At 62.2% G+C, this 15857-nt stretch carries 15 protein-coding genes; 4 read left to right on the top strand and 11 right to left on the bottom strand.

The window, feature by feature from the left end; translation table 11 throughout:
- Positions 1–39 precede the first annotated feature (39 nt).
- Genes astD through AC2CGI_RS04955 form a run of 3 tightly spaced genes read right to left on the bottom strand, consistent with a single transcriptional unit; the run spans position 40 to position 3813 of the window.
- A complete protein-coding gene (gene astD, locus AC2CGI_RS04965; protein ID WP_076740793.1) occupies positions 40–1512 on the bottom strand; it encodes a succinylglutamate-semialdehyde dehydrogenase in 1473 nt (490 codons plus the stop codon).
- Positions 1512–2546, bottom strand: a complete 1035-nt coding sequence (gene astA, locus AC2CGI_RS04960; RefSeq protein ID WP_004934585.1) for an arginine N-succinyltransferase — start codon at positions 2544–2546, stop codon at positions 1512–1514. The genes astD and astA overlap by 1 nt, the downstream gene beginning before the upstream one ends.
- A gap of 52 nt (positions 2547–2598) precedes the next feature.
- Positions 2599–3813: an aspartate aminotransferase family protein gene (locus tag AC2CGI_RS04955; RefSeq protein ID WP_015378175.1), complete on the bottom strand. Its 1215-nt coding sequence runs from the start codon at positions 3811–3813 to the stop codon at positions 2599–2601.
- A 666-nt stretch (positions 3814–4479) separates the two neighbouring features.
- Here AC2CGI_RS04955 and AC2CGI_RS04950 point away from each other — a divergent pair.
- Positions 4480–5454: an alpha/beta hydrolase gene (locus AC2CGI_RS04950; RefSeq protein ID WP_021503907.1), complete on the top strand. Its 975-nt coding sequence runs from the start codon at positions 4480–4482 to the stop codon at positions 5452–5454.
- Positions 5455–5456: 2 nt separating this feature from the next.
- Here AC2CGI_RS04950 and AC2CGI_RS04945 read toward each other — a convergent pair whose 3' ends face one another.
- The 6 genes from AC2CGI_RS04945 to AC2CGI_RS04920 form a co-directional block, all read right to left on the bottom strand.
- The gene (locus tag AC2CGI_RS04945) at positions 5457–6425 is read right to left on the bottom strand and encodes an ABC transporter ATP-binding protein (protein WP_015378177.1); all 969 of its coding nucleotides are present in this window, start codon (positions 6423–6425) and stop codon (positions 5457–5459) included.
- Entirely contained in the window at positions 6415–7401 is a 987-nt protein-coding gene (locus AC2CGI_RS04940) for an ABC transporter ATP-binding protein (RefSeq protein ID WP_076740747.1), read from the bottom strand. The genes AC2CGI_RS04945 and AC2CGI_RS04940 overlap by 11 nt, the downstream gene beginning before the upstream one ends.
- Positions 7398–8348 (bottom strand): oligopeptide ABC transporter permease, encoded by a 951-nt coding sequence (gene opp4C / locus AC2CGI_RS04935; RefSeq protein WP_076740746.1) that lies wholly within the window; start codon positions 8346–8348, stop codon positions 7398–7400. The genes AC2CGI_RS04940 and opp4C overlap by 4 nt, the downstream gene beginning before the upstream one ends.
- Positions 8349–8352: 4 nt before the next feature.
- Complete coding sequence (locus AC2CGI_RS04930) at positions 8353–9309, bottom strand: ABC transporter permease (protein WP_004934604.1); 957 nt, start codon at positions 9307–9309, stop codon at positions 8353–8355.
- A 48-nt stretch (positions 9310–9357) separates the two neighbouring features.
- Positions 9358–11013 (bottom strand): ABC transporter substrate-binding protein, encoded by a 1656-nt coding sequence (locus tag AC2CGI_RS04925; protein ID WP_484593940.1) that lies wholly within the window; start codon positions 11011–11013, stop codon positions 9358–9360.
- Between the two features lie 187 nt (positions 11014–11200).
- A complete protein-coding gene (locus tag AC2CGI_RS04920) occupies positions 11201–12619 on the bottom strand; it encodes an aminotransferase-like domain-containing protein (protein WP_004934613.1) in 1419 nt (472 codons plus the stop codon).
- A gap of 144 nt (positions 12620–12763) precedes the next feature.
- On the opposite strand from AC2CGI_RS04920, the gene AC2CGI_RS04915 reads away from it, so the two are divergent.
- The 3 genes from AC2CGI_RS04915 to AC2CGI_RS04905 are packed head-to-tail and all read left to right on the top strand — an operon-like array spanning position 12764 to position 15341.
- A complete protein-coding gene (locus tag AC2CGI_RS04915; RefSeq protein ID WP_004934615.1) occupies positions 12764–14164 on the top strand; it encodes a cytochrome ubiquinol oxidase subunit I in 1401 nt (466 codons plus the stop codon).
- A gap of 2 nt (positions 14165–14166) precedes the next feature.
- Entirely contained in the window at positions 14167–15174 is a 1008-nt protein-coding gene (gene cydB, locus AC2CGI_RS04910) for a cytochrome d ubiquinol oxidase subunit II (protein ID WP_004934617.1), read from the top strand.
- A gap of 14 nt (positions 15175–15188) precedes the next feature.
- Positions 15189–15341: a DUF2474 domain-containing protein gene (locus AC2CGI_RS04905; protein ID WP_015378180.1), complete on the top strand. Its 153-nt coding sequence runs from the start codon at positions 15189–15191 to the stop codon at positions 15339–15341.
- A gap of 9 nt (positions 15342–15350) precedes the next feature.
- On the opposite strand, the gene AC2CGI_RS04900 is transcribed toward AC2CGI_RS04905, so the two are convergent.
- Both AC2CGI_RS04900 and AC2CGI_RS04895 read right to left on the bottom strand, forming a co-directional pair.
- Entirely contained in the window at positions 15351–15617 is a 267-nt protein-coding gene (locus AC2CGI_RS04900) for a hypothetical protein (RefSeq protein WP_015378181.1), read from the bottom strand.
- Positions 15614–15838 (bottom strand): hypothetical protein, encoded by a 225-nt coding sequence (locus tag AC2CGI_RS04895; RefSeq protein ID WP_015378182.1) that lies wholly within the window; start codon positions 15836–15838, stop codon positions 15614–15616. Before AC2CGI_RS04895 ends, AC2CGI_RS04900 begins: the two co-directional genes overlap by 4 nt.
- Positions 15839–15857: the final 19 nt, after the last annotated feature.

The following is a 15857-nucleotide window of genomic DNA, read 5'->3' as shown; positions in this document are numbered from 1 at the left end:
GGATAGCGTGCGGCAGCGCCATCGCGCCGCCGCAGACGATTAACGGAACGACAAGCCCGGCGAGAGCGTGGCCGGCAGCGATAGGCTTTCGCTTTCCAGCGAAGCCATCGGCCAGGCGCAATAGTCCGCCGCATAGAAGGCGCTTGGGCGATGGTTGCCGGAGGCCCCCACGCCACCGAACGGCGCCGCGCTGGACGCCCCGGTCAGCGGCTTGTTCCAGTTGACGATGCCGGCGCGCGCTTCCAGCAACAGCCGCTCGAACAGCTCGCGCTGCGGCGAGACCAATCCCACCGACAGGCCGTAGCGCGTCTGGTTGGCGAGCCGCAGAGCCTCGTCGAAATCGCGGTAACGCACGATGGTGGTCAACGGCCCGAAGTACTCTTCGTCCGGCACGCCGGCCACGCCGGTCAGCTCGATGATGCCCGGGCTGAGCAGCGAACTGCCCGGCTCCAGCAGACGCATGGCCAGCAGCGATTTGCCGCCCAACGCCAGCAAGCGCTGCTGCGCTTTCAGCATGTTTTCCGCCGCGGCAGCCGACACCACCCCGCCCATAAACGGCTGCGGTTCGGCATCCCAACGGCCGACGCGCAGTTCGCCCGCCACCTGAACCAAACGCGCGATAAAGGCATCGCCTTCCGCCCCTTGCTTCACCAGAATGCGACGCGAACAGGTGCAACGTTGACCGGCGGAGATAAATGCCGACTGGATAGCCAGGTTGACCGCCGCGTCGCGATCCTCGAAACCGTCGACGATCAGCGCATTGTTGCCGCCCATCTCCAGCGCCAGGATCTTCTCCGGCTGCCCCGCCAATTGGCGATGCAGGTGATAGCCGGTGCCGGCGCTGCCGGTAAACAGCAGACCGTCGATATCCGCACTGGCCGCCAAGGCTTCGCCGGTTTCGCGGCCGCCTTGCACCAGATTGATCACCCCGTCCGGCAGACCGGCCTGCAGCCAAAGTTTCAGGGTCTCCTCGGCGGTCAACGGCGTCAGCTCGCTCGGCTTGAATACCACGCAGTTACCGGCCAACAGCGCCGGCACGATATGGCCGTTCGGCAGATGGCCGGGGAAGTTGTAAGGCCCGAATACCGCCAGCACGCCGTGCGGACGATGGCGCAGCACCGAAGCGCCGTCGGCCATCGCCGTCTGGCTAAAACCGGTGCGCGCCTGATAGGCCTGCAGCGAAATGCCCACCTTGCCGATCATCGCCTGAATTTCGGTCAGCGTTTCCCAACGCGGCTTGCCGGTCTCGCGGCTGATGGTTTCCGCCAGCGACTGCTTGTGTTCCTCCAGCAAGGCGGCGAAGCGTTTCACCAGCTGTTCGCGCTGCTCGAACGGCGTGCGCGCCCAGGCGGGGAACGCGGCGCGCGCGGCTTCGCAGGCAGCGGCGACGTCATCGGCGTCAGCGGCGTTGGCGCGCCACAGCGGCTGATTGCCGACCGGGTCGGTCTTGCCAAACTCGGCGCCGCGGCCCTGCCGCCAGACGCCATTAACCAACAGAGCAGGATGGGACATCATGCTTTCTCCTGTGCAATAAGGGGGAGCACCCGCACCGGGCTGCCCTGTTCGACGCCCAGCGCCGCGGCGGTGGCGGCGTTGATATGCAGGCGGTCGTCATACAGATCGGCATTGACCAACAGTGCGCGGTAATTCTGATAGTTGTCGTTGGCCACCAGATGCACCGGCGCATCGGCGCGCATCGGCGTGTCATCCAGCACCACTTTCACCAGGCGGCTCTGCTTCACCGCGCGGATATGGTCGATCTCCGCTTCCAGCGTCGGGCCGCCGTCGAAGATATCGACGTAGCCCTGATAACTCAGGCCTTCCGCCTCCAGTAGGCGGCGCGCCGGCAGGGTTTGCGGGTGCACTTCGCCAATCACTTTCTGCGCATCTTCGGCCAGGAAATCGACATACAGCGGGTGTTTCGGCATCAGCTCGGCGATAAACGCCTTTTGCCCGGTGCCGCTCAGGTAGTCCGCCTTGGCGAACTCGATGGAGAAGAAACGGTGACCGACGCTCTCCCAGAACGGCGAACGGCCGTTTTCATCGGAGAAACCGCGCATCTCGGCGATCAGGCGCCGGGAGAAGCGTTCACGGAACGCGGCGATAAACAGGAAACGTACCTTCGACAGCAGCTTGCCGTTCTCGCCGTGGCGATAATCCGGATCGAGGAACAACGTACACAGTTCCGAATGGCCGGTATGGTCGTTGCTGAGGAACAGCGTCGGCACCGATTTATAGACGTTCAGCTGTTTGGAGGCGTGCACCTGCGTGCCGACGCGGAAGCTGTACCAGGGTTCCGCCAGGCCGACGGCCACTTCGATCGCGCAGACCCCCACCGCCTGCCGGCGCTCGCTGTCTTCCAACACGAACAAATAACACTGGTCACTTTGCGGAAGTTCGCCTTGCCAGGTTTTTAACGCCCGCTCAATGCGCGCCGACAAGGTATCTTCATTCTGCGGCAGTGAAGTGAGACCGATGCCGGATTTACCGGCAAGCGTCAGTAAATCCGCCAGATCGCGACGCTCTATAGGGCGAATAATCATCATAATGCGAACCTCTTCTGAATCAGGCTGCGCCGGTGAAGGCGCAGCCCGCTGATTAGCTGCAAATGCGCGCCACGGCGCGCGCGAATCGCGCCAGCCCCTCTTTCACATCCTGCTCAGGGATGATCAGCGACGGCGTGAAACGCACCACGTCCGGACCGGCGATCAGCGCGATAACGCCTTCTTCGTTGGCCAGTTGGGTGATCTGCTTCGCTTTGCCGGCATAGTCTTTCTTCAGTTGGCAGCCGATCAGCAAACCGCCGCCGCGGATCTCGGCGAAGATCGGGTACTGACGGTTGATATCGTTCAACCCGTCGATGAACCACTGGTGACGTTGTTTGACGCCTTCCAGCACTTCCGGCGTGTTGATGATGGAGAACACTTCCCCCGCCACCGCCGTCGCCAGCGGGTTGCCGCCGTAGGTGGTGCCGTGGGTGCCGACGCCCAGCGTTTTCGCCAGCGCATCGGTGGTCAGCATCGCGCCGATCGGGAAGCCGCCGCCCAGCGCTTTGGCGGTGGTCAGCACGTCCGGCACCACGCCGTACTGCATGTAGGCATACAGATGGCCGGTGCGGCCGACGCCGGTCTGCACTTCGTCGAAGATCAGCAGCGCGTTATGACGATCGCACAGTTCACGCAGCCCCTGCAGGAAACTGGCCTCCGCCGGCAGCACGCCGCCCTCGCCCTGAATAGGCTCGACGATCACCGCGCAGGTGCGATCGTTGATAAGCTCGGCCGCTGCGGCCAGATCGTTATACGGCGTATGGGTGATGCCGCCCGGCAGCGGCGCAAAATCCTGCGAATATTTCGGCTGGCCGCCGGCGGAGACGGTGAACAGCGTGCGGCCGTGGAACGCGTTGTTGAACGCCACAATCTGATCTTTACCGGCGCCGTGCTGGTCGTGCGCGTGTTTACGCGCCAGTTTCAGCGCCGCCTCGTTAGCTTCTGCACCCGAATTACAGAAGAACACCTTGTCGGCGAACGTGGCGTCTATCAGTTTTTTGGCCAGACGCAGTACCGGTTCGTTGGTATAGCCATTGCCCAGATGCCACAGTTTGCCCGCCTGTTCCACCAGCGCCGCCTTGACCGCCGGGTGCGCATGGCCCAGCGCGTTAACCGCGATGCCGCCGGCGAAATCGATGTAAGACTTACCCTGCTGATCCCACACCTGCGATCCTTCGCCACGCACCAGAATAAAATCGGCAGGGGCATAAACCGGGACCATCCAGTCATCGAAAGACTGGCGGGTAACTGCGATTGGCTGTTCCATAGTGACCTCATAATCTCAGCAAAGGCTGAATTTTGACTGTAAGGGCCGCTCAAGCCCGGTTAGACCGCCACAATGCAAAAAAACCGTTGTTCAAAACCGACTTTCGCGGCGGAGAAAATGCTGTCCCTTACCGCTGATTTAGAAACAAATCTGTTACATAAAATCGGTTTTTCACTATTTATGGCGTATATCCGGTCCCTGAGCGGGGAGTAAATGTTAACGAGCAGTTAAAATACATGTCGTTTGATAAAGAGTGTAGAGCAGCTATCGTGCCAAAACGGGATTTTTGCCGGATTTGGCTATTTTTTACGTTAAAACAACGGCTTATAATGAATATTTATTCATTTTCTATGCATTGGTAATGCATAAATTAAAAAATAAGGCCTAAAATCATCATTGCGTGCGAAATCCTATTCAATTACGAAAAACTTCAGGATTTCTGATCGGGCTCGCAAAAATAATTTCCCCCAATTTGCTCGCTATCACACTTTTTGCCCCCATCGGGTGCAGCGGCGCGCCAGCATGGTGCAACGCGGCAGCGACGCAGAGGCGCCACCCGCCATACTCGCGAAAAAGGAGCCGCGCTGACCGCGGTTCCTGCTTTGTACGCCAGCGACTACACTGTGATCCTGACCGCCCCTTCTCTTCTGCGCACAAGGAGCCACCATGCCCAAGAAAACCGTCGATCTCAGCCAGCCGCACGCCCAACACGACATCCGCGCGTTTCTCGACGCGCTGAATGCCGGTGGCGGTAAACCCATGGAGCAGATGAAGCCCAAAGAGGCGCGCAGAGTTTTGGAAGCGGCGCAGCGCAGCGTAGACGTGCCGCTGCGCGAGGTGGAGATCAGCGAGAAAACCATCCACGTTGAGGGCCAGGATATTCTGCTGCAGTTGGTGCGGCCGGCCAGGGTCAAGGAGGCGTTGCCGGTATTCATGTTCTTTCACGGCGGCGGCTGGGTGCTGGGCGATTTTCCCACTCATGAGCGGCTGGTGCGCGATCTGGTTTACAGCTCCGGCGCGGCGGCGGTATTCGTCAACTACCCACGCTCCCCGGAAGCGCATTATCCTCAGGCGATCAATCTGGCCTACGCCGCCACGGAATGGGTGGCCGAGTACGGCGAAAAAATCAATGTCGATGGGTCACGGCTGGCGGTGGTCGGCAACAGCGTCGGCGGCAATATGGCGGCGGTGGTCAGCCTGATGGCCAAAGAGAAAGGCATACCGGCGCTGCGTTGCCAGATCCTGCTGTGGCCCGTCACGCACGCCCACTTTGATACCGATTCCTATCATCAGTTCGCCGAAGGCCATTTCCTGACCCGCAACATGATGAAGTGGTTTTGGGACAGCTATGCGCCCGATAAGGCGCAGCGCAAAGAGATCTACGCCTCGCCGCTCAACGCCACGCCGGAACAGCTGCGGGGCTTGCCGCCGGCGCTGGTGCAGACCGCCGAGCTGGACGTGTTGCGCGATGAGGGGGAAGCTTACGCGCGTCTGCTTGACGCCGCCGGCGTCGAGGTCACCGCCACCCGCTACAACGGCCTGATCCACGATTACGGCCTGTTGAATCCGCTCGCCCACGTCCCGGCGGTGCATTCGGCGATCCACCAGGCCGGGCGCGCGTTGAAGCACTACCTGTCCTGACGCTAGCCAACCACGTGGCAAGCCACCTGATGGCCGGGCGCCACGCTGCGCAGATGCGGCGCCTGTTCACGGCATTGCGCCGTGGCCAGCGGACAGCGGGGATGGAAACGGCAGCCGCGCGGCGGGTTGGCGGGATTGGGCGCTTCGCCCCCGGCCACCCACGCCGGCGAACGGTGCGCATCCAGCGTCGGCACCGCCGCCAACAAGGCCTGCGTGTAGGGATGCAGCGGTTGGCGAAACAGCGAATCGCGGTCGGCGCTCTCGACGATCTGCCCCAGATACATCACCGCCACGTCCTGGCACAGATGCTCCACCACGCCGAGATCGTGCGAAATAAACAGCAGCGTCACCCCCTGCCTTTCCTGCAAATCGGAAAACAGATTGATGATCTGCGCCTGAATCGACACGTCGAGCGCCGATATCGGTTCATCGGCGACGATAAATTCCGGTTGCAGGATCAGCGCGCGCGCGATGCCGACGCGCTGCCGCTGGCCGCCGGAAAACTCATGGGGAAACCGCCCGTAATGCTGCGGCGACAGCCCGCAGATCGCCAGGGTATCGAGCACCCGTTCGCGCAGTTCCGCCTTGCTTGCCAGGCCATGCTGCAACAGCGCTTCGCCGATGGCGTCGCCCACGCGCAGACGCGGATTCAGCGAGCTGTACGGATCCTGAAACACCAGCTGCATTTTCGGCCGCAGGGCGCGCAGCGCGTCTTTGCTGAGGCTATCCAGCGCCTGCCCTTTGAACATCACCTCGCCGGCGGTTTTATCGTGCAGGCCGAGCAGCGTGCGGCCGACGGTGGTTTTGCCACTGCCGGACTCGCCCACCAGCCCGAAAACGCGGCCCTTGCGAATGCTGAAGCTGACGTCGTCCACCGCCTTCAGTTGGCCGGTGGTTCGCCCGAACAGCCCGTCGCGCAGCGGGAAATATTTCTTTAATCCTTTCACTTCCACCAGGGGTTCAGTCGACATGCAGGCGCCCTCCGGCGTTGAGGAAGCAGGCGGATTGGCGCTGCTGAGTCCCGTACAACGGCGGGATGCCGTCGCGGCAGCGCGCGGTGGCCTGCGCGCAGCGCTCGGCAAACGCACAGTGTTCAGGCAGCCGCGCCAGATCCGGCACCTGGCCGGGAATGGAGTACAAACGGCGACGCCGCTGCCCCGGCACCGGCCGCGAGGCGATCAGCCCCTGAGTATAAGGGTGCCGCGGTTCGGCCAGCACTTCCCGCGTCGTTCCCTGCTCGACGACGCGCCCGGCGTACATCACCGCCAGCCGATCCGCCATTTGTGCGATCACCCCAAGATCGTGGGTGATCAAGATCATCGCCATATTGTGTCGCCGGCTCTGCTCGCGCAGCAACGCCAGGATTTGCGCCTGTACCGTGACGTCGAGCGCCGTGGTCGGTTCATCGGCGATCAGCAGCGCCGGCCGGCACCCTATCGCCATGGCGATCATCACGCGCTGCAGCATGCCGCCGGAAAGCTGGTGCGGGTAGCAGCGCATCAGCGCCTCCGCGCGCGCCAATCCCACTTCCTCCAGCAGTTGCACCGCCTGACGCCAGGCCGCTTTCGGCGACAGGGCCAGATGACGAATCAGCGGCTCCAGCAGCTGTTCGCCGAGCGTCAGCACCGGATTGAGCGCGCTCATCGGCTCCTGAAAGATCATCGCCAGCCGGTTGCCGCGCAAATCGGCCATCTGCGCCGCCTGCAGCGACAGCAGGTTTTGCCCTTCAAAACGAATCTCGCCGCCGTCTACCTGCGCCAGCGGCCGCGGCAACAGCCCCATCAGCGCCATGGCGGTTACGCTTTTGCCGCAGCCCGATTCGCCGACGATCCCCAGCGTTTGCCCGGCCTGCAGTTCCAGGCTGAGCTGCTGCACCGCCCGCACCGGCCCCTGCTCGCCCTGAAACGACACCGACAGTCGGTCGAACGCCACCAGCGGTTGACTCATCGTGTTACTCCGTTCATTTTCGGATCGAGCGCGTCCCGCAGTCCGTCGCCCAGGATATTGATCGCCACCACGGTGACGAAGATCGCCAGCCCGGGCGGCATCCACAGCCAGGGCCGGCGCTGAAAGTCGATCAGGCTGTTGGCGGCGTCCATCATGTTGCCCCACGACGGCGTCGGCGGCACCACGCCCAGCCCGAGGTAACTCAGCGCCGATTCGCTGAGAATGGCGTTGGCCACCGCCATGGTGGCCACCACCACCAGAATCGGTACGGTGTTGGGCAGCAGATGGCCGAAGAGGCGTCGCCGAGTGGAGAGACCCAGCACCTCGGTGGCCAGCATGAAATCCCGCTCGCGCAGCGACAGGATCTGGCCGCGCACCAGCCGCGCCAATGACGGCCATCCCAACAGGCTCAGCATGATCATCACCATGTAGATGCGGTAATCCGGCGACACGTCGAGTTCGGTCAGCATCGCGCCCATGATGATCAACAGCGGCAGGCCGGGAATGGTCATCAGCAGATCGGCGAAGCGCATGATCAGCCGGTCCACCACGCCGCCCAGATAACCGGAAAGCGCCCCCAGCACGTAGCCCAGCGTCACCGACAGCAACATCGACACCAGGCCGATGGTCAGCGATATCCGCCCCGCCAGCAGCAGCCGGGTGCAGATATCGCGGCCGAGAAAGTCGGTGCCCAACCAGTGCGCGCCGCTCGGCGCCTGATTGATATTCAGCACATCGCCGGCATCGTCGCGCCACGGCGACAACGACGGCCCAATCAGGCACAGCAACGCCAACAGCACCAGCAACGCCAGCGAAATCATCGCCGGCCGGTGGCGGCGCAGCCGCCGCCAGGCCTGCGCCGCGGGCGGTGGCGACAGTTGCGCCAGCGCCGGCAGTTGCGCCTGGCGCCAGCGGCGACGGCGGCCGAAAAACAACGTAGCCAACATCGTGTTACCTCAAGCGAATGCGTGGATCGGCGTAGGCGTACAGAATGTCCGCCAGCAGATTGCCGAGAATGGTCAAGGCGGCCAGAAACAGCGTGAACCCCATCAATACCGGGTAATCACGCGCCGCCAGCGAATCGATATGGATGTGTCCGGCGCCCGGCCAGTTGAAGATTTTTTCGGTGATCAGTGCGCCGGAGAACAATCCCGGCAGCTCGAACCCCAGCAGGGTGATGATCGGCAATAGCGCATTGCGCAGCGCGTGTTTGAGGATCACCGTTTTCTCCCTGAGCCCTTTGGCGCGCGCGGTGCGAATATAGTCCATGCGGATCACCTCCAGCATGCTGGCGCGGAAATAGCGCGTCAGGCTGCCGGCCTGCAGCATCACCAGCGCCAGCACCGGCAACAGCAGGTGCGCCGCCACCTCCAGCGCCCAGGCCAGCCCGCTCGCCTCGCTGCCGGTGCGCAGCATGCCGCCCGCCGGCAGCCAGTGCAGATCGACGGCGAACCATTTGATCAGCAACAGGCACAGGAAGAACGTCGGAAACGACATGGCGGCGAACACCGCCACGGTGATCAGATGATCGAACAGCGAATAGGGTTTCATCGCCGAGATCACTCCCACCGCCAGCGCGATACCCCAATACAACACCATCGCCACCGCCGCCAGCAGGAACGAATTCCAGATGTATTGGTTCAGCAGCGTGCTGACCGGGATCTGGTACTGCAGTGAAAAGCCGAGGTCGCCCTGCAGCAGCCGGCCAAGCCAGTGCAGATAGCGGCTGAACAACGGCTGATCCAGCCCGTACAGCGCCCGCAGCTCGGCGGCGCGTTGCGCGGTCAGATTGATGTTGCCGTCGATAAAATCGCCGGGCGCCAGGGCGAAAATGCAAAAAATCAGCAAGGAAGCCAACAGCAGCATCGGGATCGTCTGCAGCAGACGACGCAGGATAAAATTTCTCATCGCGGGTTCCATCGCCGCCGCCCGGAATGGCGCGGCGGCGTCAGGGCGTTACGGCGCCGGTTTGACGTTCGGCAGGCTGCCGACCAATCCGTTGTAGATATCCGGTTTAAAGCCGGTGACGCGCGCGCTGCTGGCGCTCAAAATCTCGCGGTTGCCGAGCAGGATCACCGGCGGATCGTCCGCCAGCACCTGATACAGCTGATGGTACAGCGGCTTACGCTGCGCGATATCCAGCGTGGCATTGGCTTTGGCGATCAGCGCGTCCACCTGCGGGTTGTGATAGCCGGTCTCGCTCTCGCGGCTGATGAAATCGCGTACGCCGTCGTGCGGATCGTTCAGCGTGCTGGTGCTGAGAGATGCCAGGTCGTAATTGCCCGCCTTGCGCTGCGCCAGCAGCGCGTTGAAATCCAATACCTGCGGTTTCAGCACCACGCCGAGCCGGCGGTAGTTATCCTTGGCGATCGGCACCAGCGCGTCGTTGATCAGCTTTTTGGTCACCAGCAGCGTCAGCTCCAGCTTTTTACCGTCTTTCTGCCGGATGCCGTCAGCGCCCACCTGCCAGCCCGCCTCGTCCAACAGCTTTTTGGCCTTATCGAGATCGTAAGCGTAAGGATTGATGCCATTCGCGTCATAGGCCCAGGAGATCGGCGAAATCGGCTGGTTGGCGACCTTGCCGTACCCCTGATACACCACGGCGATCAGCTTTTGCCGATCCAGGCCGTAAATCAACGCCTGGCGCACCCGCTTGTCCTGCAGCGCCGGGCGTCTGAGGTTGAAATCAACCCGGCTGTAATCGCTTGAGCTGTAAAGGTTGATATTGGCGAAGCCGAGCAGCTTGAGCTGTTCGATATCGTCCGGCTTGGCGGTAAAGGCGTCGTAGTCGGTCTCACCGGTCTGGAACAGCTGGAAGTTGGTGGCCGGGTTGGTGACGCGGTAGATAAAGCGCGCCATCGGCGGCGTACCGAGGTAGAAGTTCGGATTGGCGTGGAAGCGGATCTCCTGCCCCGGCACGTACTTGTCGTAAATATAGGGGCCGTTGCCGAGCGGTTTGCCGTTCAAGGCGCGCACGCCGTCGAGCTTGCCCCGCTGATAGTCTTTGCCGTAGTAAGCCCGCGACAGCACCGGGCCGCCGATCAGTTGCAGCGTGGTGGCGCCCGGTTGCGTGGTGACGACCTGAATGGTGCGATCGTCGATCACCTTCAGGCCGCTGATGCCGGCGGCGGTGCCGTTTTTATACTCGGCGCCGCCCTGAATGTGCGCCGGCGTGATGTCAGTGTCGCCGTCATAGGCCGGATCGTGCAACAGCGTCAGGGTAAAGGCGATATCGTCGGCCTTCAGCGGCGAGCCGTCGCTGTAGACCAGATTCGGCCGCAGCTTGATGGTGTAGGTCAGATTATCGGGGCTGACCTGCCAGGACTCCGCCAGACGCCCTTCCGGCTTGCCCTGGCTGTCCAGGCCGATCAGGCGGCTGAAGATCACGTCGGTGACGTTCTCGTCCCAGCCGTTGGTGAACAGATACGGGTTGAAAATCCCCTGCGGTTCCGAGATGCCCGCCACCACGGTGTCTTTGCGCAGCTTGGCGGCGGCCGGCACCCGGCTGACGTCGCTGGCCGGCGTGATGCCTTCGGCCAGCGTTTCCGCCTGCGCGCCGGCGCTCAATCCCAGCGCGCAGATCAACGCCAGCGGCGTCAACCGATAACGCAACAGTTTGTTTAGCTTGTTTTTTATTCTACTCACCCACTGCCCCTCGTCTACCCGTTGATAAAAATGTGACAAAATTTATCGCAGAGTAATGGGCGGCTGGAGGGCTGTCTAACAACGAAACCGGCATTCCATTGCCGAAAAAAGCATTATGAATTTTTCTGGGGCGAAGCGGCGTGAAAAACGCGGCTCAACCGGCCGCCGCCAGCCCCCGGATAAGTTTGGCTAAGGTTTTGATCGCCTCTTCAAAGCGGTCATTCCATTCAAAAGAGGCGTTGAGACGGAAGCAGTGGTTGAAATGGTCGCCGGTGGTGAACATGCGCCCCGGCGCGATGCTGATACCCCGGGAAAGGGCCCGCCGGTACAACTCCATCGACGACAGCGCCGGATCCAGCTCCAGCCACAGGAAGTAACCGCCGTCGGGCTGGCTGACCTTTACCGTCGGCGGGAAATGGTGGGCAATCGCCTGACGCATCGCGCTTTGGCGCTGGGCCAGCAGGCGGCGCAACCGCCGCAGGTGGGTGTCGTAGCCGCCGTGCAGCAGATAATCCGCCAGCGCCATCTGGGTCGGCACGCTGGTGGAAACGGTGCTCATCAGTTGCAAACGCTGGATCTGCTGCGCATAACGCCCCGCCGCCACCCAGCCAACGCGAAAGCCCGGCGCCAGGCATTTGGAAAACGACGAGCAGTGCAGGATCTGGCCGCCGCTGTCGAGCGCCTTGGCCGGCAGCGGCCGTTCGGCGCTGAAGTACAGCTCGCCGTAGACATCGTCTTCGATCAGCGAGATCTGCCGCTCGCGCAGCAGCGCCACCAGACGCTGTTTGTTGGCCTCCGGCAGGGTGGCGCCCTGCGGGTTCTGGAAGTGGGTCATCAGCCAGCAGGCTTTGATCGGATACTGCTCCACCGCCTGCTGCAACGCGTCCAGATCGATGCCGTCCTGCGGATGGGTGGCGATCGCCACCGCCTTCAGCCGCAGCCGTTCCAGCGCCTGCAGCGCGCCGTAAAACGCCGGCGACTCGATCGCCACATAGTCGCCCGGTTGGGTCACCGCCTGCAGGCTGAGGCTGAGCGACTCCATCGCCCCGGCGGTGATAACGATTTCGTCCGGCGCGACCTGCATGCCGCTCAGCGCATAACGTTGGGCAATGTGCCGCCGCAGCGCGTCGTTGCCCGGCGGCAGGTTAGCCAGCGAACTGTGCGGCGTGAATTTGCGCGCTACGCTGCTCAGCGCCCGCGCCAGCTTCGGCTGGGCGAACAGCGTGGCGTCGGGAAAGGCCGAACCGAAAGGCACGATGTCCGGATCCTTGCAGGCCTGCAGCACGTCAAAAATAAAGGCGTTGATGTCCACCTGCTCGCTCAGCAACAGTTTCTCGCCGCGCGAAGGCTGAGGCAGCGGCTGCGGACGCGCCGCCACGTAGTAACCCGACTGCGGCCGGGCGACGATCCACCCCTGGCTCTCCAACAGTTGGTAAGACTGCACCACCGTCATCAGGCTTAATCCGGCGCGTTTGCCGCTCTCGCGCAGCGAAGGCAGCTTGTCGCCCGCCCGCCACACCCGGTTCTGGATCTGTTCTCTAATCTGTTGCGCAAGCTGCTCGTATCGGGTCATAACCATTAACTGTTATATGAAAAAGTAAAATAACTGTCACTATTATAGTCACTGTACTTCGTGATTAACTTCACGCCAAGCTTTTCACATAAAAATGACAGCTATACTCAAGAGGTTAATTTATGTTCAACCCTAGGAGGCGCCATGCTGGGTCTTGATGCACTGGAACTCGCCAGAATACAGTTCGCCTTCACCGTGTCTTTCCATATCATCTTCCCCGCCATCACCATCGGCTTAGCCAGCTATCTGGCGGTGCTGGAGGGATTATGGTTGAAAACGCACAATGAAGCCTATCGTGAGCTTTACCATTTCTGGTCAAAGATTTTCGCCGTTAACTTCGGCATGGGCGTGGTTTCCGGGTTGGTGATGGCCTACCAGTTCGGCACCAACTGGAGCTTTTTCTCCGAGTTCGCCGGCAGCATTACCGGGCCGCTGCTGACTTATGAAGTGCTGACCGCCTTCTTCCTCGAAGCCGGTTTCCTCGGCGTGATGCTGTTCGGCTGGAACCGCGTCGGCCCAGGGCTGCACTTCTTCGCCACCTGCATGGTGGCGCTCGGCACGCTGATCTCCACCTTCTGGATCCTGGCCTCCAACAGCTGGATGCAGACCCCGCAGGGACACGAAATCATCAACGGCCAGGTGGTGCCGGTCGACTGGCTGAAGGTGATCTTCAACCCGTCCTTCCCGTATCGCCTGCTGCACATGTCCACCGCAGCCTTCCTCTCCTCGGCGTTCTTCGTCGGCGCTTCCGCCGCCTGGCACCTGCTGCGCGGCCGCGATACGCCGGCGATGCGCAAGATGCTGTCGATGGCGATGTGGATGGCGCTGATCGTCGCGCCGGTGCAGGCGCTGATCGGCGATGCGCACGGCCTGAATACGCTGAAACACCAGCCGGCGAAGATCGCCGCCATCGAAGGCCACTGGGAAAACCCGCCGGGCGAAGCCACGCCGCTGATCCTGGTCGGTTGGCCGGACATGCAGCGTGAAGAGACCCGCTTCAAGCTGGAGGTGCCCTATCTCGGCAGCCTGATCCTAACGCACAGCCTGACCGAGCAGGTGCCGGCGCTCAAATCCTTCCCGCCGGAGGATCGCCCCAACTCCACCGTGGTGTTCTGGTCGTTCCGCATCATGGTCGGGCTGGGCATGCTGATGATCCTGGCCGGGGTGTGGAGCCTGTGGCTGCGCTGGCGCGGCGGGCTCTATCAGTCGCGTCCGTTCCTGTACTTCATTCTGTGGATGGGCCCATCCGGACTGCTGGCGCTGCTGGCGGGCTGGTTCACCACCGAGATCGGCCGCCAGCCGTGGGTGGTGTATGGCCTGCTGCGCACCAAGGATGCGGTCTCCGCGCACGGCGATCTGCACATGAGCATCAGCCTGCTGGCGTTTATCATCGTCTATTGCTCGGTATTCGGCGTGGGCTACTCCTACATGATGCGCCTGATCCGCAAAGGGCCGCAGCCGCATGAGCACCAAGAAGACAATACCGAGGGCCGCCCGGCGCGTCCGCTGTCCGCGGTCAACGACACTCTGGACGACAGGAGCTGAACATGGGTATCGATCTTCCGCTGATTTGGTTTGTGATCATCGTGTTCAGCACCATGATGTATGTGGTGATGGACGGTTTCGATTTGGGCATCGGCATCCTGTTTCCGTGGGTGAAAGAGAGCGGCGATCGCGATCTGATGATGAACACCGTCGCCCCAGTGTGGGACGGCAATGAGACCTGGCTGGTGCTGGGCGGTGCGGCGCTGTTCGGCGCCTTCCCGCTGGCCTACTCGGTGATCCTCGACGCGCTGGCGATCCCGCTGACGCTGATGCTGATCGGGCTGATTTTCCGCGGCGTGGCCTTCGAGTTTCGCTTCAAGGCGACGCCGCAGAAGCGCCATATCTGGGACAAGGCGTTCATCTGGGGCTCTCTCTTCGCCACCTTCAGCCAGGGGGTAGTGGTGGGCGCCGTGATCAACGGTTTCCCGGTCGAAGGCCGCACCTACGCCGGCGGCGCGCTGGACTGGCTGACGCCGTTCGCGCTGTTCTGCGGGCTGGGGCTGGTGGTAACCTACGCCCTGCTCGGTTGCACCTGGTTGGTGATGAAAACCGCCGGCGATCTGCAGGCGCGCATGTATTACCTGGCGACGCCGCTGCTGGCGATCCTGTTGCTGGTGCTGGCCGCAGTCAGTATCTGGACGCCGATCGCGCATCCGGAAATCGCCGCCCGCTGGTTTACGCTGCCGAACCTGTTCTGGCTGCTGCCGGTGCCGCTGCTGGTGCTGCTCAGCGCCTGGGGCATTCAGCGCGGGGTGAAACGCGGCGCGCACTACTCGCCATTCATGCTGACGCTGTTGCTGGTGTTCCTCGGCCTGAGCGGGCTTGGCATCAGCATCTGGCCGCACCTGATCCCGCCGGCCATCAGCCTGTGGGACGCCGCCGCGCCGCCGCAGAGCCTCGGCTTTATGCTGGTGGGCGCGCTGTTCATCATCCCGATCATCCTGGTCTACACCTTCTGGAGCTACTACGTGTTCCGCGGCAAGATCAGCCATGAGCACGGCTATCACTGAGGAGGGAGGACGCTATGCAAGATAAAACGGCAGCCGTCGCTCCGGCGCCCTGGTGGAAACGCATCGGTTGGCTGGTGATCATCTGGAGCGCCAGCGTGCTGGGGCTGTTCGTGGTCGCCTCGCTGTTCCGCCTGCTGATGACCGCGGCGGGCATGAAGTCGCATTAACGCGGCGCCTTATCTGGACGCGCTGTTGGGAAAGTAAAAAGAGACCACCAGCGTGACCAGCGGCAAGGCGCCGATCTTCACCAGCTCGAACACTTGACCGAGCGCTTCGTTTTTGTCCCAATACGCGTGGGCGGCGAATACGCCCACGCTGACCGCAAATATCCCGCACAGTACCTGGCGCGCCAGGCGCAGCCGCTCCATTTCGTCGAAGACCAACACCTGCTCCAGATAAACCTGGCTGGCTTCATCGCGCAGATTACGGCTTTCGATGCTCATGGGAAGATCTCCACGACCCGTCCCACCGCTTCAAGCTGTTCGCCATTCTCTCGTACGATGCCTAGACACGTACCATCCTGCTTCATCCAGTACTTATCGGCAATGGCGATCAGTGCAAACGCCATTTTGATTACCTCGGTTTTTTCCATCCCGTGACGCCGGGCGATATCGTTCAGATCATCATCAATTTTGTTCGATAACCGAATCGGTAAACTCCGCATACTCCACCTCCTGTGGTCG

This window comes from Serratia sp. LSHTC3, from assembly GCF_057197125.1.
This window is presented reverse-complemented; position numbering and strand designations above follow the sequence as displayed.